Annotated in this window: 15 protein-coding genes, 1 tRNA gene and 1 pseudogene; 5 read left to right on the top strand and 12 right to left on the bottom strand. The window is 68.6% G+C overall.

The window, feature by feature from the left end:
* Nucleotides 1–57: 57 nt before the first annotated feature.
* From rho to argS, 6 genes are all read right to left on the bottom strand, one after another.
* Nucleotides 58–2133, bottom strand: a complete 2076-nt coding sequence (gene rho / locus JWQ81_RS20225) for a transcription termination factor Rho (RefSeq protein WP_297543801.1) — start codon at nucleotides 2131–2133, stop codon at nucleotides 58–60.
* 386 nt (nucleotides 2134–2519) lie between these two features.
* Nucleotides 2520–3410, bottom strand: a complete 891-nt coding sequence (thrB, locus tag JWQ81_RS20220) for a homoserine kinase (protein WP_297543799.1) — start codon at nucleotides 3408–3410, stop codon at nucleotides 2520–2522.
* Nucleotides 3407–4471: a threonine synthase gene (gene thrC, locus JWQ81_RS20215; RefSeq protein ID WP_297543797.1), complete on the bottom strand. Its 1065-nt coding sequence runs from the start codon at nucleotides 4469–4471 to the stop codon at nucleotides 3407–3409. Before thrC ends, thrB begins: the two co-directional genes overlap by 4 nt.
* A 1-nt stretch (nucleotide 4472) precedes the next feature.
* Complete coding sequence (locus JWQ81_RS20210) at nucleotides 4473–5780, bottom strand: homoserine dehydrogenase (RefSeq protein WP_297543796.1); 1308 nt, start codon at nucleotides 5778–5780, stop codon at nucleotides 4473–4475.
* 5 nt (nucleotides 5781–5785) lie between these two features.
* The gene (gene lysA / locus JWQ81_RS20205) at nucleotides 5786–7219 is read right to left on the bottom strand and encodes a diaminopimelate decarboxylase (RefSeq protein WP_297543794.1); all 1434 of its coding nucleotides are present in this window, start codon (nucleotides 7217–7219) and stop codon (nucleotides 5786–5788) included.
* A 2-nt stretch (nucleotides 7220–7221) separates the two neighbouring features.
* Nucleotides 7222–8880: an arginine--tRNA ligase gene (gene argS / locus JWQ81_RS20200; protein WP_297543792.1), complete on the bottom strand. Its 1659-nt coding sequence runs from the start codon at nucleotides 8878–8880 to the stop codon at nucleotides 7222–7224.
* 153 nt (nucleotides 8881–9033) lie between these two features.
* Between argS and JWQ81_RS20195 the strand changes: the two genes are divergently transcribed.
* Together JWQ81_RS20195 and JWQ81_RS20190 are read left to right on the top strand one after the other, a co-directional pair.
* Nucleotides 9034–9894 carry a DUF3105 domain-containing protein gene (locus JWQ81_RS20195; protein WP_297543789.1) on the top strand — a complete coding sequence of 287 codons (861 nt, stop codon included), beginning with the start codon at nucleotides 9034–9036 and terminating at the stop codon, nucleotides 9892–9894.
* A 13-nt stretch (nucleotides 9895–9907) separates the two neighbouring features.
* A complete protein-coding gene (locus JWQ81_RS20190; RefSeq protein ID WP_297543787.1) occupies nucleotides 9908–10633 on the top strand; it encodes a DUF305 domain-containing protein in 726 nt (241 codons plus the stop codon).
* Between the two features lie 27 nt (nucleotides 10634–10660).
* On the opposite strand, the gene JWQ81_RS20185 is transcribed toward JWQ81_RS20190, so the two are convergent.
* Nucleotides 10661–11584 (bottom strand): cation diffusion facilitator family transporter, encoded by a 924-nt coding sequence (locus JWQ81_RS20185; protein WP_297543785.1) that lies wholly within the window; start codon nucleotides 11582–11584, stop codon nucleotides 10661–10663.
* 205 nt (nucleotides 11585–11789) lie between these two features.
* Here JWQ81_RS20185 and JWQ81_RS20180 point away from each other — a divergent pair.
* From JWQ81_RS20180 to JWQ81_RS20175, 3 genes and pseudogenes are all read left to right on the top strand, one after another.
* A tRNA-Arg gene (locus tag JWQ81_RS20180) sits at nucleotides 11790–11865 on the top strand.
* Between the two features lie 91 nt (nucleotides 11866–11956).
* Nucleotides 11957–12007, top strand: a pseudogene (locus JWQ81_RS45040) (hypothetical protein); the annotation flags it as partial.
* A 586-nt stretch (nucleotides 12008–12593) separates the two neighbouring features.
* Entirely contained in the window at nucleotides 12594–13817 is a 1224-nt protein-coding gene (locus tag JWQ81_RS20175) for a cytochrome P450 (protein WP_297543783.1), read from the top strand.
* Between the two features lie 188 nt (nucleotides 13818–14005).
* Here JWQ81_RS20175 and JWQ81_RS20170 read toward each other — a convergent pair whose 3' ends face one another.
* The 5 genes from JWQ81_RS20170 to crcB (JWQ81_RS20150) all read right to left on the bottom strand — a co-directional run bounded on the left by JWQ81_RS20170 (nucleotide 14006) and on the right by crcB (JWQ81_RS20150) (nucleotide 18171).
* Nucleotides 14006–15154 (bottom strand): hypothetical protein, encoded by a 1149-nt coding sequence (locus JWQ81_RS20170; RefSeq protein ID WP_297543781.1) that lies wholly within the window; start codon nucleotides 15152–15154, stop codon nucleotides 14006–14008.
* Between the two features lie 5 nt (nucleotides 15155–15159).
* Nucleotides 15160–16341, bottom strand: a complete 1182-nt coding sequence (locus tag JWQ81_RS20165; RefSeq protein ID WP_297543779.1) for an SPFH domain-containing protein — start codon at nucleotides 16339–16341, stop codon at nucleotides 15160–15162.
* A gap of 129 nt (nucleotides 16342–16470) precedes the next feature.
* Nucleotides 16471–17244 (bottom strand): PadR family transcriptional regulator, encoded by a 774-nt coding sequence (locus JWQ81_RS20160; RefSeq protein WP_297543776.1) that lies wholly within the window; start codon nucleotides 17242–17244, stop codon nucleotides 16471–16473.
* Nucleotides 17245–17338: 94 nt separating this feature from the next.
* On the bottom strand, nucleotides 17339–17707 hold the full coding sequence (gene crcB, locus JWQ81_RS20155) for a fluoride efflux transporter CrcB (protein WP_297543774.1): 369 nt from the start codon (nucleotides 17705–17707) through the stop codon (nucleotides 17339–17341).
* Nucleotides 17704–18171 carry a fluoride efflux transporter CrcB gene (crcB, locus tag JWQ81_RS20150; RefSeq protein ID WP_297543773.1) on the bottom strand — a complete coding sequence of 156 codons (468 nt, stop codon included), beginning with the start codon at nucleotides 18169–18171 and terminating at the stop codon, nucleotides 17704–17706. The genes crcB (JWQ81_RS20155) and crcB (JWQ81_RS20150) overlap by 4 nt, the downstream gene beginning before the upstream one ends.
* Between the last annotated feature and the right edge of the window lie 22 nt (nucleotides 18172–18193).

Here is an 18193-nt window from a genome sequence, read left to right as displayed (position 1 = left end):
AGCACTGAAGGCCACCTCGGGAAATCCGAGGTGGCCTTCAGTGCGTGCAAGCGACGACTAGTCGTCGTCGTTGGAGCCCAGTGCGGTCTTCGAGACCTGCATGAGGAACTCGATGTTCGTCTTGGTCTTGCGGAGCCTCGAGATCAGCAGGTCGATGGCCTGCTGCGAGTCGAGTGCGGTCAGCACGCGCGACAGCTTGTGCATCACCGCCAGCTCGTCGGCCGGCATCAGCAGGTCTTCCTTGCGGGTACCGGACGGGTTGACGTCCACCGCGGGGAACACGCGCCGCTCGGCGATCTTGCGGTCCAGCTTGAGCTCGGCGTTACCGGTGCCCTTGAACTCCTCGAAGATCACCGTGTCACCGGTCGAGCCGGTCTCCACCATCGCGGTGGCGAAGATCGTCAGCGAGCCGCCGCCTTCGATGTTGCGTGCCGCGCCGAGGAAACGCTTCGGCGGGAACAGCGCCGTCGAGTCGACACCACCGGAGAGGATCCGGCCGGACGCCGGGGCCGCGAGGTTGTACGCGCGGCCGAGGCGGGTGATCGAGTCGAGCAGCACGACGACGTCGTGGCCCATTTCCACCAGGCGCTTGGCGCGCTCGATGGAGAGCTCGGCGACCGCGGTGTGGTCTGACGGCGGGCGGTCGAAGGTCGAGGCGATGACCTCGCCCTTCACCGACCGCTGCATGTCGGTGACCTCTTCCGGACGCTCGTCGACCAGGACGACCATCAGGTGGCACTCGGGGTTGTTCGTCGCGATGGCGTTCGCGATGTCCTGCATGATCGTGGTCTTACCGGCCTTCGGCGGCGAAACGATCAGTGCGCGCTGCCCCTTGCCGACGGGCATCACCAGGTCGATGACGCGCGTGGTGAGCTTGTGCGGCTCGGTCTCGAGGCGCAGTCGCTCGTTCGGGTACAGCGGGGTCAGCTTGGTGAAGTCCGGCCGGTTCTTGGCCTCGCTCGGGTCCAGACCGTTGATCGAGTCGACCCGCACCAACGGGTTGAACTTCTGCCGCTGCTGCTCGCCGTCCCGCGGCTGGCGGACGACACCGGTGATGGCGTCACCGCGCCGCAGCCCGTACTTGCGCACGAGCGAGAGCGAGACGTACACGTCGTTCGGGCCCGCGAGGTAGCCGGACGTCCGCACGAAGGCGTAGTTGTCCAGCACGTCGATGATCCCGGCGACCGGCAGCAGGACGTCGTCGTCGCGGATCTCGGTGTCGGTGGTGGTGCCCTCGATGCGGGTACCGCCACCGGCGCCACGACGACGGCGGTCGCGGAAGCGGCGGCCGCGGCCGCCCTCGGCGTCGTCCTCAAGACCGCCACCGCGGTTGTCCTGGCCGCCGCGGTTGTCCTGCTGGTTGCGCTGGCGCTGGTTGTCCTGGCCGCCGCGGTTGCCCTGGCGGTCGTTCTGCCGGCCACCGCGGTCGTTGCCGCCCTGGCCCTGCTCGCGCCCTTGGCCCTGTTCGCGACCTTGGCCTTGCTCGCGACCCTGGTTCTGCTCACGACCCTGGCCCTGCTCGCGGTTCTGCTCGCGCTGACCGGATCGCTGCTGGTCGGGCTGCTGCTCACCACGCTGGTTGCCCGTGTCGGGGCTGCCCGCGGCGCGGTTGGAACCACGACGACGACGGCTACGGCCGCCTTCCTCGGAGTTCTGCTGGCCCTCACCGGCGGGCTGCTGGCCCTCGGCCGGCTGCCTGTCCTGGCGGACGGGCGCCTCGGCGGGCGTCTCCACCGGAGCGGCTGCCTTGGGGCTCTCGACCGGAGCGGGCGGAGTCTCCACCTTCGCCAGCGGGGCTGCCGCCGGCTCGGAACGGACACGTGCCGGGCGGGTCTTCGGCTCCGCGACGGGCTTGACCTCGCCGATGCCCTCGAGGGGCAGCGTCTCGGCGCCGGCCACGCCGACCGAAGTGCGGCGCTTGCTCTTGCCCTGGCGTTCGCGGATCGCGGCGATCAGATCGCCCTTCCGCATGCCAGTGGTCTCACCCACGCCCAGCTGGCCGGCGAGTTCACGCAGTTCCGCGATCACCATGCCGGAAAGACCCCCGGTACGACGCTTGGGCGCACCATTGGACTCATCCCCCGACGTCGCTTGGGTGTCCGTGTCGCCGCTCAAAAGATCGGTGTTGCTCACACATGTCCTTCCTGACCGATCCACGCCTCCAGGCGGATCAGCGGATGCCGCCCGCGTCCGAATTGCGAAACGGCGTTGTGTTCCCGATGCCGGAGATTCCAGCGGAGACGTGCGCATCACAGCGGCAGAGCCGCCGGCACGGGAATGTGCGTGCTCCAAATGGAGCACACGTAATTCGACACCGGTGCCACCACCGAACCCGCCTACGTCAACCCGCTACCCGCTTGGAGCACGGTGCGGAACTGGCGGATCAACGAAATGTGCGATCCGGAGAATGATCCCCCTGGACCGGCACCGGGTGCGGAAACGCACGGTGATCGAACGCCCCCGAGGGTAGACCGCCCGGGAGTGAGGTGCAACAACCACCCCCCGCGTGGCGCACCGCTTTACCGAGCCGCAACCCGGACACCCGCCGAATCCACCGGCAGTTCGGTGAGCTCGAAACCGGCAACGGGCACATCAGGTGGAATCGTCCCGTCCGTGGTGAGCGCGAGCACCGTCGGACCGGCGCCGGAGATGGTCGCCGCGATCCCGTGGGCCCGGAGGTCGGCAACCAGTCGTGCGCTCGCCGGGTACGCCGGGGCGCGATAGTCCTGGTGCAGCCGATCTTCGGTCGCGGGCAGCAGCAGGTCCGGCCGCGAAGTCAGCGCGAGAACCGCCAGTGCCGACCGGCCCGCGGTGAACGCGGCGTCCACATGGGGCACTTGTGCGGGTAATAATCCCCTGGTGGCCTCGGTCGACGACCGCTCGCCCGGCACGGCCAGCAGCGGCCGGATATCCGCGTGCGGGGTGAGCCGCTCGGCCCGGAAGTGGCCGCTTCCTTCACACCATGCGATGACCAGCCCGCCGAACAGGCTCGCCGCGGCGTTGTCGGCGTGGCCCTCGAATTCGGCGGCCAACTGCAGCGCGTCGGCGTCCAGCGGCCGCTCGGCGAGCGCGTAACCCGCCGCGACGCCCGAAACCACCGCGGCGGCCGACGAACCGAGCCCGCGGGCGTGCGGAATGGCGTTGAAGCACCGCAGATGCAGGCCCGGCGGTTTCACCCCAAGGTGTGTACATGCGCGCCGCAGCGCCCGGACCACGAGGTGGGTTTCGTCGGTGGGCACGTCGGCCACGCCGCCGGCGCCCGCGTCGATCACCTCGACCTTGAGCCCGTTGTCGGTGACCAGGATCTCGACGACGTCGTACAGCCCCAGCGCGAGGCCCAGCGCGTCGAAGCCAGGGCCCAGGTTGGCACTGGACGCCGGCACCCGGACCTCGAGGTTGTGCGGTTTCACGACAGCGCCAGCGCGGCCGCGACGGCTGTCGGGTCCACGGCGAGGGGTTCCACCTCGATGTTGCCTTCGAGCGCGGTGGCCGGGTCCTTGAGGCCGTGGCCGGTCACCGTGCAGACCACGGTCGAGCCCTTCGGGATGCGGCCGTCCGAAGCGGTCAGCAGCAGCCCGGCGACGCTGGTGGCGGACGCCGGTTCGACGAACACGCCTTCCTTGCTCGCCAGCAGCCGGTACGCCTCAAGGATCTTCGCGTCGGTGATCGCGTCGAGCAGGCCACCGGAAGCGTTCTTCGCGTTCATCGCGCCGTCCCAGGAGGCCGGGCTGCCGATCCGGATGGCGGTCGCGATCGTGTCCGGCTCGGCCACCGGATGCCCCAGCACCAGCGGCGCCGCGCCGGCCGCCTGGAAGCCGAACATCCGCGGTGTGCTTTTGACCACACCGTCGGCGGCGTACTCGGCGTAGCCCGCCCAGTACGCGGTGATGTTCCCGGCGTTGCCGACCGGCAGGCAGTGGATGTCCGGGGCCTGGCCCAGCGCGTCGCAGATCTCGAACGCGGCGGACTTCTGGCCGGCGATGCGAACGGGGTTCACCGAGTTGACCAGCGTCACCGGGTAGTCGATCGCGGTCTTCTGCGCGAGCTCCAGGCAGTCGTCGAAGTTGCCGTCGATCTGCAGGATCCGGGCGCCGTGCAGGACCGCCTGCGCGAGTTTGCCCATCGCGATCTTGCCCTGCGGCACCAGAACCGCACAGGTCAAGCCCGCTTTCGCGGCGTAGGCGGCGGCCGACGCGGAGGTGTTGCCGGTCGACGCGCAGATGACCGCCTTGAGCCCGCTCGCCAGCGCGTGGGTGATCGCGACGGTCATCCCGCGGTCCTTGAACGACCCTGTCGGGTTCGAGCCCTCGACCTTCAGGTACACCGTGCTGCCGACGAGTTCCGACAGGTGCTCGGCCAGCAGCAACGGGGTGTTGCCCTCGCCGAGCGTGATGACCTTGGCGCCTTGCGGGATCGGGATCCTGGACCGGTAGTGCTCGATGATCCCGGGCCACGCGGTGGAGAGACCCATGTCAGTCCTCGCCTTCGACACGCATCACGCTGACCACTTCGTGGACGACGTCCAGCTTGGCTATTTCGTCCACAGTGGACTGTAGGGCCGCGTCGGGGGCCAGGTGGGTGATCACCACGAGGCTCGCGGTGGAATGCCTGTCCCGCTGGCGAACCGCGGCGATGCTGACGCCGTGGTCGGCGAACACCTGCGCCACTTGAGCGAGCACACCGGCGATATCGGCGACGTCGAGACTCACGTGGTAACGCGTCGGAGTCTGGCCCATCGGCCGTACCGGGAGCGCCGCGTGCGCGGACTCTCGCGGCCCGCGCCCGCCACCGACCATGTTGCGCGCCACCGCGACGAGGTCGCCGAGCACCGCGCTGGCCGTCGGCGCGCCGCCCGCGCCCTGGCCGTAGAACATCAGCTCGCCGGCCGCGTCGGCCTCGACGTAGACGGCGTTGAACGCGCCGTTCACCCGGGCGAGCTGGTGGCTGAGCGGGATCATCACCGGGTGCACGCGAACGGACACCGACTCGACGCCGTTGTCGTCGCGGACGCGCTCGCAGATGGCCAGCAGCTTCACCGCGCGGCCGAGCAGTCGCGCGGCGCTGATGTCCGACGCCGTGACGTCGGCGATGCCCTCGCGGTGCACGTCGCTCGCGGTTACCCTGGTGTGGAAGGAAAGGGAGGCGAGGATCGCGGCCTTGGACGCGGCGTCGTACCCGTCGACGTCGGCCGTCGGGTCGGCCTCGGCGTACCCCAGCCGGCTGGCCTCGTCGAGCGTCTCGCTGTAGCCCGCGCCGGTTTCGTCCATTGCGGACAGAATGAAGTTCGTGGTGCCGTTGACGATCCCCATCACGCGGGTGATCCGGTCGCCGGCCAGAGATTCACGCAGCGGGCGCAACAACGGGATCGCACCGGCCACGGACGCTTCGAAGTACAGGTCGACCCCGGACGCGTCGGCCGCTTCGAACAGTTCGGCGGAATGGTCGGCCAGCAGCGCCTTGTTCGCGGTGACCACCGACTTGCCCGCCTTGAGCCCGGCGAGCAGCCATTCGCGGACCGGCTCGATACCGCCGACGAGCTCGACGATGACGTCCACGTTTTCGGACACCACCAGCGAGGCCGCGTCCGAGGTCAGCAGGTCCTGCGGCAGCTCGGGGTGCTTGTCGGGGCGGCGTACCGCGATCCCGACGATCTCGACCGGCGCGCCCGCCCTGGCGGCCAGCTCGCCTGCCTGCTCGGTGAGCAGGCGCGCGACCTCACTGCCCACCGTCCCGCAGCCCAGCAGCGCGACCCTGATCGGCTGTCCGTCCTTTTTGGACACGTTAGCTAAACCTCCAGTCGCAACATGTCGTCCAATGTCTCCCGCCGCAGCAGCACCCGGGACTGGCCGTTGCGCACGGCGACCACCGCCGGGCGCGGCTGGCGGTTGTAACCGCTGGCCATCGCGTAGCAGTAGGCGCCCGTCGCGGCCACGGCCAGCAGGTCACCGGGAGCCAGCGTGTCGGGTAGCCAGCAGTCTCGGACGACGATGTCACCGGACTCACAGTGTTTTCCCACTACTCGGGATAATGCGGCCCGAACCTCCGGGGATTCACCGTCATCACTCGATCGTGAGACCAGACGGCAGTCGTACACGGCGTCGTAGAGCGCGGTGCGGATGTTGTCGCTCATCCCCCCGTCGACGCTGACGTACCGGCGGACGGCGTCGTCACCGAGCGAGACGTCCTTGATGGTGCCGACCTCGTACAGCGTGATCGTGCCGGGACCGGCGATCGCGCGGCCCGGCTCGCCGGCGATGCGCGGCACCGGGAGGTTCGCGTACGCGCACTCCTTGCGGACCATCTCGCGGATCTGGGTGATCATCTGCGCGGGGGGCGGCGGGTTGTCCTTGTCGGTATAGGCGATCCCGAAGCCGCCACCGAGGTCCACAATGGACATCTGCTCGAGCAGCTGCTCGCCGTGTTCCTTGCCCAACTCGGCCAGCAGGCCGACGACCCGGCGCGCGGCGACCTCGAAGCCGTCGGCGTCGAAGATCTGCGAACCGATGTGGCTGTGCAGGCCGATCAGCTTGAGCGAAGGCGCGTTGAGCACCCGGCGCACCGCCTCGGCGGCACCACCGGAAGCCAGCGAGAAACCGAACTTCTGGTCCTCGTGTGCCGTCGCGATGAACTCGTGCGTGTGTGCCTCGACGCCGACGGTGACCCGGATCAGCACCTGCTGGACGACGTCGAGCCGGGCCGCGACGTCGGCGAGCCTGGCGATCTCGAAGTACGAGTCGAGCACGACCGTGCCCACGCCGGCACTCACCGCGGCTTCGAGTTCATCCATGGACTTGTTGTTGCCGTGGAACGTGATTCGCTCCGGCGGGAACTCCGCGCGCTGCGCGACCGCGAGCTCGCCGCCGCTGCAGACGTCCAGGCTCAACCCCTGTCCGGCGACCCACTTGGCGATCTCGACCGACAGGAACGCCTTGGACGCGTAGTGCACGAGCGCCGGGTCGTCGAAGGCCTCGGCGTACTCCGCGCAGCGGGACTTGAAGTCCGCCTCGTCGATGACGAACAGCGGCGTGCCGTACTCCTGGGCGAGTTCGCGGACGTCCACCCCGGCGATCCGCACGACCCCGTCCGGCGCGCGATAAGTGTTGCGGGGCCACACCTTCGGGTACAGCTTGTCGAGTTCGTCGGCACTCGACGGCGGGAACCCCGACGCGTCGGCGTGCGGATAGACGTCGGCGTGCCGGGGGCCGGCGGGGTGGGCCATGGTTACATCCGTTCCGGAGCAGAGACACCGAGCAGCTTGAGACCGTTGGCGAGCACCTGACGCGCCGCCTCGCACAACGCGAGCCGGGCATGGGTCAGCGGGGTGGCCTCCTCGTCGCCTTGCGGCAGCACGCGGGGGCCGTCGTAGAAGCGGTGGTAGGCGCCGGCGAGGTTTTCCAGGTACCGGGCGACACGGTGCGGCTCGCGCAGCTCGGCCGATTTCCGGACCACCGTGGGGAATTCGCCGATCGTGCGGATCAGGTCACCCTCCTGCTCGCGGGTGAGCAGGCCGTAGTCGAGATCCGCGACGTCGAATTTGATACCGAGTTCGGCCGCGCCGCGCTGCAGCGAGGACAACCTGGCGTGCGCGTACTGGACGTAGAACACCGGGTTGTCGTTGGAATGCTTACGAAGCAGGTCGAGATCGATGTCCAGGCTGGACCCGATCGGATACCGGATGAGCTCGTAGCGGGCGGCGTCGACCCCGACTGCCTCCACGAGGTCTTCCATGGTGATCACCGTACCGGCGCGCTTGCTCATCCGGACCGGTTTACCGTCGCTGAGCAGGTTGACCATCTGCCCGATCAGGACCTCGACGACGGCCGGGTCGTCCCCGAAGGCGGCCGCGGCGGCCTTGAGCCGGGCGATGTAGCCGTGGTGGTCGGCGCCGAGCATGTAGATGCACAGGTCGAAGCCGCGTTTGCGCTTGTCCTGGAAGTAGGCGAGGTCACCGGCGATGTAGGCCGGGTTGCCGTCCTTCTTGATGACGACCCTGTCCTTGTCGTCGCCGTACTCGCTCGAACGCAGCCACCAGGCGCCCTCTTCGAAGTAGAGGTTGCCGGAGTCCTTGAGCTGCTGGACCGCGCTGTCGACGGCGCCGGACTCGTGCAGCGAGTTCTCGTGGAAGTAGACGTCGAAGTCGGTTCCGAACTCGTGCAGGCTCTGCCGGATCTCGGTGAACATCAGCCCGATGCCGACCCGGCGGAACGTCTCGTGGCGTTCGTCGTCGGGCAGCGACAGCGCGCTGGGCTCCTGGCGGAGCACCTCGGCGGCGATGTCGGAGATGTATCCGCCCGCGTACCCGTCCTCGGGCGCGGGCTCGCCCTTCGCGGCGGCGATCAGGGACTTGACGAACCTGTCGATCTGCGCGCCGGCGTCGTTGAAGTAGTACTCGCGGGTGACCTGGGCGCCCTGTGCGACCAGCACCCGGCCCAGCGCGTCGCCGACCGCGGCCCAGCGCGTGCCGCCGAGGTGGATCGGGCCGGTCGGGTTCGCCGAGACGAACTCGAGGTTGATGTTGCGGCCGGTGAACGCGTCACCGAGGCCGTAAGCGTCACCGGCGGTGAGCACCAGGCGCACCTGCTCACCCTGCGCGTCCGCGGCGAGCCGCAGGTTGAGGAAGCCGGGACCGGCGATCTCGGCCACATCGATACCGTCGGCAGCGGTCAGCAGCTCGGCCAGCGCGGCGGCGAACTCACGCGGCTGGAGCCCGGCTTTCTTGGCCACTTGCAGGGCGAGGTTGGTCGCGTAGTCGCCGTGCTCGGGGTTGCGGGGACGCTCGATCGTCACCTGTGCGGGCAGGACGGCGTCATCTATGCCCCGAGCGGCAAGAACCTGCACGGCGCAGCGGCGGACCAGATCGGCGAGAGCGGCGGGAGTCACCTGCCGAATTCTAGGTGCGGGCCGCCGAGGGCCTGGCGTGCGGGTGAGTGCGGCGCTACTCCAGGCCGGTGATCTTCCGCCTGTTCACCGAGACCAGACCCGGTATCCCTACACTGGTCGAGGCACAGATCACCGGATGAGAACGCGGGAGCCATGGCGAACGGGACAACGAAGAAGAAAGGGACGCCGAAAAAGAACACCAAGGCGTCCCGCAACAGTTCCGTCGTCTCCAGGAAGGGTATCCCCTGGGGCACGGTCATCGCCGTGGTCGCAGTGCTGGCGCTGGCCGGCGGCGTGTTCGGCTACTACATCGTCCAGTCCGCGCCCAAGCGCGACCAGGCGGCCAAGGAAGCCGCCGCCGCCGCGTTCGCGCCGTCCGCGAGCAACCCGGACCCGTCGCTGAAGATCCCCGGCATCGTGACCAAGACGTACACCGGCAGCGTGCACGTCCTGCCGACCGAGCGCGTCGCCTACGACCAGTCGCCCCCGTTCGGCGGGCCGCACGACCAGTCCTGGGCCGCCTGCAACGGCATCGTCTACCCGAAGGCCGTCCGCACCGAGAACATGGTGCACGCGCTCGAGCACGGCACGGTCTGGATCGCCTACAACCCGACCGAAGTCTCCGCGGCCGACGTCTCCGCACTGAAGCTCAAGGTCAACGGCAAGCCGTTCACGATCATGTCGCCGTACCCCGGCCTCGACAAGCCGATCTCGCTGCAGTCCTGGGGCCACCAGCTGAAGCTGACCGACGCCGGCGACCCGCGCATCGACGACTTCATCGCCGCGCTGCGCAGTAACCCGAACGGGGTCTACCCCGAGGTCGGCGCCTCGTGTGACGCGCTCGGCCCCGGCCAGTTCGACCCGGACAACCCGCCGCCGTTCGACCCGACCAAGCCGGGACCGACCGCGAAGTCCATGGACTACAAGGGCACCACTGGCGCCCAGGCCGACCAGGGAGCGGGCGGCGCGAGCGCCCCCGTGCCCAGCGTCCCGACCGCGCCCCCGAGCAAGTAAAGAAGTGAGCTGAATGGCCGTCGACACTGCTGACGAGACCGAGGAGCTGACCGAGGCGGAAGAGCGCCCAGGTTGGTCCAGGGTCGTCATCATCGGGGCGGCCATGGTCGCCGTACTGCTGCTGGGAGCGACGCTCGGCATGTTCCTGACGAACACGCTGAGCGCCGCCCCGGCGGCCACGCCCGGAGCCGGCTCGGTGGAGGTCGGCTTCGCGCAGGACATGTCGGTGCACCACAACCAGGCGGTCACGATGGCCAGCTGGGAGCGCGACCACACCACCGACCCCGCGCTCAAGCAGCTCGCCTTCGACATCGAGAGCAACCAGACCGAGCAGATCGGCCGGATGAAGGGCTGGCTCATGCTGTGGAACCAGCCTGAGCAGACCACCGGCGCCTACATGACGTGGATGACCGGGCCGATGGACATGGGCCACGGCGCGACCGCCCCCGCGATGCAGATGCCCCCGGCCAACGGCGCGCCCATGCCCGGGATGGCGAACGAGGCCGAACTGGCCAAGCTGCGGTCGCTGACCGGCAAGGCTCTCGACGTCGACTTCCTGCAGCTCATGCTGCGCCACCACCAGGGCGGCGCGGAGATGGCGCAGTACGCCGAGGACCACTCGAACCTCAACGCCGTCCAGGTCCTCGCCAAGAGCATGCTCACGTCACAGGGCGCCGAGATGATCACGATGACCCAGCTGCTGGCCGCTCGCGGCGGCCAACCCCTCCCCTCGCCGTAAGGCATTGCGACACGGCGCGCCGCAGCGTCACCACGAAAGTTCGCCGCAGCGTTTCGCGCACTCGAGGGCTTCGACCTGGAGCGTGGCGTGCTGGATCGAGTAGCGGCTCGCGAGCAGGTCCTGCGCCTCGGCGAGGACGGCCGACTGTGTCGCGGTGGCGTTGACAGTGAGGTGCGCCGACGCCACCTCCATGCCCGACGTGAGCGTCCAGACGTGCAGGTCGTGGACGTCTGAGACCCCGGGTAGCGCGGCGAGTTCGGTGCTGATCGCGCCGACGTCGACGCCCTGTGGCGCGTGCTGGAACAGGATGCGCAGCGCCCGCCGAGCCAGGACGCACGTGCGGGGCAGCACCCAGAGGCCGATCGCGACACCGATGAGCGGGTCGGCGTACCGCCATCCCGTCAGCAGCGTGATCGCGCCGCTGACCAGCACACCGACCGAGCCGATGAGGTCGGCGAGGACTTCGAGGTACGCGCCGCGCACGTTGATGCTTTCCTTCGCGCCGGCGCGAAGCAGCCCGAACGAGACAAGGTTGGCGACGAGCCCGGCCGCCGCCGCGAGCATGACGGGCAGCCCGGACACCTCGGGCGGAGCGCTGATCCGGCCAATGGCCTCCACCAGCACGTATCCGGCGACACCGAAGAGCAGCAACGCGTTCGCCAAGGCCGCGAGCACCTCGGAGCGGTACAGGCCGAACGTGCGGCTGAACGTCGGGCCGCTGCGCCGCGCGAGCACGATCGCCGCCAGCGCCATCCCGGTGCCGAGCACGTCCGTGAACATGTGGGCCGCATCCGAAATCAGGGCCAGCGAAGACGTCGTGAGCCCGACCACGAACTCGAGCGCCATGAACGCCGCGCCGATCAGCAGCGCGGCCGTCAGGCTGCGCACGTAACGACCCGACGCACTGCTGCCCCCCGGAGGCAGTGTTCCGTGCCCGTGTCCATGCCCCATCCCCTACGCCTCCCGTGCTCAGCGCCGATACGTAGTGACATGCGCATGCTTGCAATAAAGGTAACCCTAACTTGCTCCGCTGACAACGTACCGCCGAGGCGAACCGGTCCACATCCCCCAACTGAGCCTTCCCAACGGGCAAGACCGACCTCCATCCATCCTCCGATCGGCGTGCGGTAGGCTTATCTGCGTTGCGCAGCAATGCGCCTTGGTAGCTCAGGGGATAGAGCACTGCCCTCCGGAGGCAGGTGTCGCAGGTTCGAATCCTGCCCAGGGCACCACAACCAACGGGCCTTCACCAGCGGAAACGCGGTGGGGGCCCGTTTTTTGCGCGACCATGAACACCAATGCTCGGCCGCCTGGACACCCGCGATGACCCGGCAGCGCCAGTTCACCGCCGACGCGTCCCACGAACTGCGGACTCCGCTCACTTCGATGCGGACCCAGCTGGAGGTCAGCTGGCCCACCCGGACAGCATCGACTGGCGCAGGCGTGCGAAAACACCGTTCTCGACGCCACCCGGCTGCAGGACCTCGTCGCCGACCTCCTGCTGCTCGCAAGCTCGAAGGAGCGGCGCCCGAGAGCTTTGCTCTGGAAGAGATGGCAGACGTCGTGGCCGCTTGTCTCACGAGCCGCCACTCTCGCGACGGCGTGACCACCACCTCCGAAGTCGCTGGAAGCCCTGTGGCGCAAGGGAACCGTGCCCAGCTCATGCGGCTGGTCGGCAACCTCCTCGACAACGCCAAGCGCCACGCCACCGAGATCGCCCACGCCCACGGAGGGACCGTCGAGGGTCACCGACCACACCAGCGGTGCCCAGTCTTCGGCGACCGGTCTTACGCGCTGTACTTGTCGCAGGTCATCGCGGCCGCGCCGGTCAGCGTGGTGCTTCCCAACGGTTTCCTCATGGCTGCAGCCACCCCGGCCGCGGCTTGGCGAACCGCAAATCAGTGGTACCAACGGTCCGCGGTCCGTGGGAGAGTTTGGGTCCGAACTCCGAAGGGAAGCCATGTCCGCCGAAGCCGACCGGATCCTGATGTCGTTGTTCGCCCCCGAGGGCGTGTGGGACCCATACCCCGCCTACACCAAGATGCGCGAGCTGGCCCCGGTCTTCCACAGTCCCACGCTGAATTCCTGGGTACTGACCCGGTTCGCGGACTGCCAGCAGGTGTACGCCGACGCCCAGCGGGTCAAGGTCGTCGACGAGCAGTGGAAGGACGCCAACACTCCCGGCTGGCGGGACTCGCCGGGCTCGACGTTCCTGTCCTCGCTGCTGCCCTGGAAGAACCCGCCCGAGCACACCCGCGAACGCCGTCTGCTCGCCCGCGACTTCACCATGCGCCGGGTCGAGGCGATGCGGCCGTCCGTGCAGCGCGCGACCGATCGCGTGCTGGACCGGTTCGCCGAGCTCGGCGCGGGCGGGAAGCCGGTCGACTTCGTCGACGTCGTGCTGTATCCGCTGGGCATGGCCGTGATCGGCGACCTCGTCGGCGTGCCGGAGCGCGACCACGAGAAGTTCCGCGACCTCACCGACGCGCTCACCCGGCTGGTGGACGCGCAGGTTTCCGACGAACACCGCCAGCGCGGCGACAACGCGGCCGTGGAGTACAAGAAGTACTTCGTCGATCTGATCGAGCAGCGCCGGGCCGAGCCGCAGGACGACCTGACGTCCGCGTTGATCGGCAAGCACGAAGCCGATCCCGAGGTGATGAGCGACGACGACGTCCTCTACTCGTTGATCGTGCTGTTCGGCGGCGGTTACGAGACCACGGCCGGCGCGCTGGGCAACGGGTTGTACGCCTTGCTGACGAATCCGGAGCAGTACGAGCTGCTCGCCGGCAATCCGTCGCTGGCAGCCGGCGCCACCGAGGAAATCCTTCGCTGGGACCCTTCCGCGCAGGCCAACCAGCGGGTCGCCGTCGAGGAAATCGAAGTCGGCGGGGTCACGATCCCGGCGAACTCGATGCTCTTCGTGCTGAGCGGTGCGGCCAACCGGGATCCCGCGCGCTTCGGAGATCCGGACCGGCTCGACATCACCCGCGACGACGGTCGCGGGCTGTTCTTCGGGCACGGCCTGCACCTCTGCATCGGGGCCGCCCTGGCCAGGCTCGAGATGACGACGCTGCTGGAGAGCATGGCGAAGCGCTTCCCGAAGCTCAAGATCGCCGGTGAGGTGACCCGGCGCCCCCACATGGCCCTGCGCGGCCTGACCTCCCTACCCGTCACCTACTGAGGGCACTTTGTACTTTTGTGCCCTCAGTGAAGTCTCAAGCAGGGCACCCTTGTCCAAAAGTGCCCTGCGGTCGCCTGGCAAGCGCCCCGCCTGATCGCAACTCGACGGCGAGTTGCGGTGCTTAGCGTCCGCAATTACCGCAACTCGACGGCGAGTTGCGGTGCTTGCGGGCGCGGGTTACGCGCGTGTTAGCGGTGGTGGGTGGTGGTGGTGTGGGTGGTGCTGGGATGGCTCGTCGAGCCAGTGAGGTTGCTGTGCGCGATCAGGATGACGATCCCGATCACCACCACCAGCGCGATGGCGATCGCGATGGCGATCTTCGCCTTGCTGTACGGACGTTCGCCGTCGACTTCGCCGGTGAGCGCGTTGACCAGGATCTGGAAGGTCTTGCCCCCGTACAGGTAGCTGGCGATCCACACCGGCAGCAGCATCAGCTTGAAGGTGACGTTGCCGTGGTTGGTGTTGACCGCTTCCACCCGCTGCTCGTCACCACCGATGTCGCGGCGGCAGTCGGCCTCGATGACCGGCGCCATCCGCGCCTTCGCTTCTTCGAAGCCCGGTTCAGGTTCGACGTCGTAGCGAAGTGCGTGGTAGCCGGCGAGGTACTGCGGCTGGTACGGCACGGCGTTCGGCAGCGGCCACGGCGCGAGTCCGTCGAGCTTCTTCACCGGCACGAGGACGCTGGCGGGCACCAGGACGTCGTCGAAGGCGCGCCACACCGAGCCCTGCACCGGGTACCAGCGGGTGCGCTGGACCTGACGGGTCCGCCGCTGCCCGTTGTTGTCGGTGTACGACTCGGTGACGTAGTAGTGCTCACCGCGCGCACCGGAGTACGACGACGCCGTCTGCGAGTCGTATGTCCAATGTGGAACGTAGGTACCCTTGGTGGACTCCGCTTCCTTGACCTTCTTCAACGCTGTCGGCGCGAACCAGCGCGACGACGTCCATTTGCCCAGCGCTGCTCGCATGGCGCTCCGGTCGAGCGAGAACGGCAGCACGCCTTCGGGCACGATCTGGCCGGTGGCACGGGAATCGAGCACCAGCGGGGAACCGCAGAACTGACACGGGCTCGCCGTCTCGTTCGACCGCGTGTGCGCGGCACACCGCTGGCAGACGTACTCGTACGTGCCGATGCTGCCGACGGGCTTGCGTGCCAACGTCGCCAGCTCCGCGAACGGGATCTCGCGGATCTGCCGTTCACTGACGGCGATCTGCTGCTGGAAACCGCAGTACGGGCAGCGCAGCACGTTGGTACCCGGCGCGAACTGGACGCGGGCGCCACAGCCACCGCAGGGATAAGTGTGCGCCTCCGTCTGGGGCGCGTGGGGATCGGTCATCGGGCTCAGCCCTGGGGAGGAAGCGGCGGCGGCGTGCTGCCGAAGACCGATGCCAGCTCCGGCACCTGACTCGCGGCCACCCACTGCGCCATCCCGGCACGCCAGACCAGCGTTTCCCGCGTGAGGGCGCCGCTGGACACCTGCTGCGCGAGCGCCGCGTGGTCGTACGGACCGGCCTGCTGCCCGCCGACGCCGAGGAACCACTGCTCGGCTACCGGCAACGGCGGTGGCCCGGCCGGTGCCTGCTGTTGTTGAGGCTGGGGCTGGGCGTACTGCTGGGGCTGTTGCTGCTGGGGTTGCTGGTACTGCTGCGGCTGCTGATATTGCTGCTGCGGCTGCTGGTACTGACCCGCGGCACGCTGCCCGAGCGCCATGCCGAGGCCGACGCCCAGGCCCTCACCGGCGCCGCCCTGGTTGTTGGCCGCGGCTTCGATGGCGTTCGCGCTCTGGAACTGCGTGTACTGGTTGAGGTCCCCGACGATGCCCATCTGGGTGCGCTTGTCGAGCGCCGCCTCGACCTCGGGCGGCAGCGAGATGTTCTCGATGACGAACTTCGGGATCTCGATACCGACGGACGACAGCTCCAAGGTGAGCGCCGTGCCGAGCTTGTCGCCGATCTGGCCCTGCTGCGTGGCCAGATCGAGCATCGGCACCCCGGAGGTAGCCAGCGCGGTGCCGAGCCTGCCGACGATGATCTGCCGCAAGTACTCCTCGACCTCTTCGGTCCGGAACTGCGGGTCGGTGCCCGCGAGCTCGCGCAGCAGGCTGGGCGCGTTGACCACCCGAACCGAGAAGGCACCGAAGGCCCGCAACCGCACCGCGCCGAACTCGGGGTCGCGGACGATGACGGGGTTCTGCGTACCCCACTTCATATCCGTGAACTGCCGGGTGTTGACGAAGTAGACCTCGGCCTTGAACGGCGACTGGAACCCGTACTTCCAGCCCTTGATCGTCGACAGCAGCGGCATGTTCTGCGTGTCGAGGGTGTACATACCGGGCACGAAGGCGTCGACGACCTGGCCCTCGTTCACGAAGACCGCGACCTGCGACTCGCGCACGGTGAGCCGCGCGCCCATCTTGATCTCGTTCTCGTAGCGCGGGAACCGCCACACGATCGTGTCACGGCTGTCGTCGGTCCACTCGATGATGTCGATCAGCTCGCCGCGGAGCTTGTCGAACAGTCCCACCCGGTTCCCCCCGTAGTCGCTTACCCGTCACGAAGACGATAGCAACGCGCGCTCGGCGCCGTGCGGTTTCCTCCAGAGCGACGCGGGAGCTGCCTTCGCTACGAAGGCCGCTCCCGCGTTCTGGTTGGGCTACTCCCCTTCGGCGAGGATTTGGTAGAGCCGACGGCGGGTGTCCGCCAGGATCTTCACCGCGGCGGCGAGCTGGGTGTCCGAGCCGATCTGCGTGACCTGCGCGGCTGCCGTCGCGACCTGCCCGACGAGGCCGTTGACCTCCATCAGCCCGTCGTCGACGTCGCGGGTGACCGAGTTCCAGATGTCCGCGAACTCGTCGGCCTTGGCCTCGACGAGGTCCTTTCCGCCGGCGGTGAGGTCGTAGACCTTGCGGCCTTCGACCTCTGAAGCGCTGACCATTCCTTCGTCCTCCAACTGCTGCAGGGTGGGATAGACCGAACCGGGGCTGGGTCGCCACACGCCCCCGCTGTGCGCCTCGATCTGCTGGATGACCTGGTAGCCGTGAAGAGGCTGTTCGGCGAGCAGCACCAGAATCGCCGTGCGGACGTCACCCCGCCGCACGTTCTTGCCGCGCCGACCCCGCCCGCCGCCGAACCCCCCTGGCCCGAACCCCCCTGGCCCGAAACCCGGAGGGGGGAACCCGGGCGGCGGGAACCCTGGCGGGAAGCCTCCGGGCGGAGGAAACCCTCCCGGTGGTGGTGGTGGCGGTGGCGGAGGCGGCCAACCCCCGGGCGGCGCTCCCGGCGGACCACCGGCCGCACTCGCGGTCGGGAAGCCCCCGAATTCGCCCCAGCCCTGCGGCCCAGCACCGGGGAAACCGCCGAGCGGCCCCGAGGTTTCGTCCGCGCTGCCCCAGCCCGCACCGATGTCCGACCTGCCGTGAATGTTCATGACCCCATCCCTTCGCGCAGTTACGCAACACGTTGACAATATATCGCGACGAGTCTCGTGGCAACCCTACGCGTGATTACGGCGATATATCGGCTTAGCTCACCAAGGCGTGGAGGACGGTGTAGCCGATGAGTGCGGCCCCCAGGCCGGCGATCACGCTGACGACGACGTTCATCGCGGCGTAGAAGTAGGCCTTGCTCTCGACCAACCGGAGCGTTTCGAAGCTGAACGTGCTGTACGTCGTCAGCGCGCCGCAGAAACCGGTGCCCAGCAACGCGAGCAGACTGGTGGGGAGCGCTAGCCCGGCGCCGCTGAGGCCGCCGAGGATCAGGCAGCCGACCAGGTTGACCGTGAGCGTGCCCCAGGGGAACAGCGATTCGTGCTGTCGCTGGATGAAGCGGTCGGTCAGGTAGCGGAGCGGAGCGCCGACCATGGCGCCGACGAAGATCAGCGCGATCGTCACGCCCGCGCCTCCAGCCGTGACCGCGTGGCCGTCCGGGTGAGCCAGACCCCGGCGAGTACCGCGAGCATCGCGCAGATCAACGTCCCGGCCAGGTAGACGAACGCCAGGCCGACCGTGCCCGGTTGGAGCAAGCCGCGGGTTTCCACCGCGTACGTCGAGAAGGTGGTGAACCCGCCGAGGATGCCGACGCCGAAGAACGGGCGGGCGAGCGGATGCGCGGACCACACCTCGGCGATCAGCACCATCAGTACGCCGATGAGGAAGCAGCCGAGGACGTTGGTGACGAACGTGCCCCACGGGAACAGCCCGGGCCGGGTGGGGAGGGCCTGGGCCAGCCCGTACCGGGCCAATGCGCCCAGCCCGCCCCCGATGGCGATGACGACGAGTACTGCGCCGTGCTCTTGGCGTTGGGCAGGAATCCGCAGGTCGACGTCGGAATCGATGGGTTCGGACTGGTGCGTCACACAGGCCTCCTACTGAACCCGA

Source organism: Amycolatopsis sp., assembly GCF_025464955.1.
Lineage (GTDB): Bacteria > Actinomycetota > Actinomycetes > Mycobacteriales > Pseudonocardiaceae > Amycolatopsis.
This window is presented reverse-complemented; position numbering and strand designations above follow the sequence as displayed.

Coding starts and splice junctions, on each gene's coding strand:
- thrC (WP_297543797.1), bottom strand. CDS start 4,471: ATGGGTCTCTCCACCGCGTGGCCCGGGATCATCGAGCACTACCGGTCC.
- lysA (WP_297543794.1), bottom strand. CDS start 7,219: ATGGCCCACCCCGCCGGCCCCCGGCACGCCGACGTCTATCCGCACGCC.
- JWQ81_RS20195 (WP_297543789.1), top strand. CDS start 9,034: ATGGCGAACGGGACAACGAAGAAGAAAGGGACGCCGAAAAAGAACACC.
- JWQ81_RS20190 (WP_297543787.1), top strand. CDS start 9,908: ATGGCCGTCGACACTGCTGACGAGACCGAGGAGCTGACCGAGGCGGAA.
- JWQ81_RS20185 (WP_297543785.1), bottom strand. CDS start 11,584: ATGGGGCATGGACACGGGCACGGAACACTGCCTCCGGGGGGCAGCAGT.
- JWQ81_RS20175 (WP_297543783.1), top strand. CDS start 12,594: ATGTCCGCCGAAGCCGACCGGATCCTGATGTCGTTGTTCGCCCCCGAG.
- JWQ81_RS20170 (WP_297543781.1), bottom strand. CDS start 15,154: ATGACCGATCCCCACGCGCCCCAGACGGAGGCGCACACTTATCCCTGC.
- JWQ81_RS20160 (WP_297543776.1), bottom strand. CDS start 17,244: ATGAACATTCACGGCAGGTCGGACATCGGTGCGGGCTGGGGCAGCGCG.